General features: G+C 64.6%; 1 protein-coding gene and 1 pseudogene. Both read right to left on the bottom strand.

What is annotated here, in order from left to right; all coding sequences use genetic code 11:
- Positions 1-260 (bottom strand): hypothetical protein (locus QZH66_RS17345; RefSeq protein ID WP_305807084.1); only part of this gene is annotated, 260 nt, incomplete at its 3' end.
- 180 nt (positions 261-440) lie between these two features.
- Positions 441-815 (bottom strand): annotated as a pseudogene (locus QZH66_RS17340) (C4-dicarboxylate ABC transporter); the annotation flags it as partial.

The following is an 815-nucleotide window of genomic DNA, read 5'->3' as shown; positions in this document are numbered from 1 at the left end:
GCCGCGCAGGTGGATGCGGAACAGGGGTGCAAGGGGCATGGATGAAGCGATCGCTGGCGGCAAAAAGACCGCATTCTCGCCCGCGCACGGGCGCCATGCGCAGGCAAGGCCATCAGCGCCGCCACCGTGGGGTTGGCAAAGCGGCGGTAGCGGTGCCGCAGTGCAACACCGGGCCTTGCGCCATCGCGCGTCGTGATGCTGCCCGTGCGCGGCTTGGAATGCTGGCCAGCGAGGACGGCGCGGGTGCGCAGGTGGCCCATGGTGAATGTCCTGGGTTCACGAAGGGGTGGGAGTGGCGCTGCCGGGCGCGCGCAGCAGTCCAAAACGGCGCAGCAGATCGAACAGCAGGCCCGCAAAGGTCAGACTCCATGCCGCCAGCGACACGGTCAAGAAANAGGACGGCGCGGGTGCGCAGGTGGCCCATGGTGAATGTCCTGGGTTCACGAAGGGGTGGGAGTGGCGCTGCCGGGCGCGCGCAGCAGTCCAAAACGGCGCAGCAGATCGAACAGCAGGCCCGCAAAGGTCAGACTCCATGCCGCCAGCGACACGGTCAAGAAAAAGGGTGGCAAAAATGCCAGAAAGCCAAAATCCATGGCGCGTAGCAACTGCTGGGTACAGGCAGCGTACATCCCGAGCGGAAACACCGCCCCCCAGTACAAGGGGTCGTAGCGCAGCGCAAAGCGCTTGTAGACATGGCGCCAGATGCTCAGCAGCACCAGCATCGGAATCCACCAGGTGCCGGTGGCCCAATAAAACACGGTGAAGCCCTTCAGAAAAGGCTGCAGCGACAATAGAAACGGCGCATCGGGCGCATT

The sequence above is a fragment of the Stenotrophomonas sp. YIM B06876 genome, assembly GCF_030711595.1.
In the GTDB taxonomy this organism is placed as follows: Bacteria; Pseudomonadota; Gammaproteobacteria; order Xanthomonadales; family Xanthomonadaceae; genus Stenotrophomonas.
This window is presented reverse-complemented; position numbering and strand designations above follow the sequence as displayed.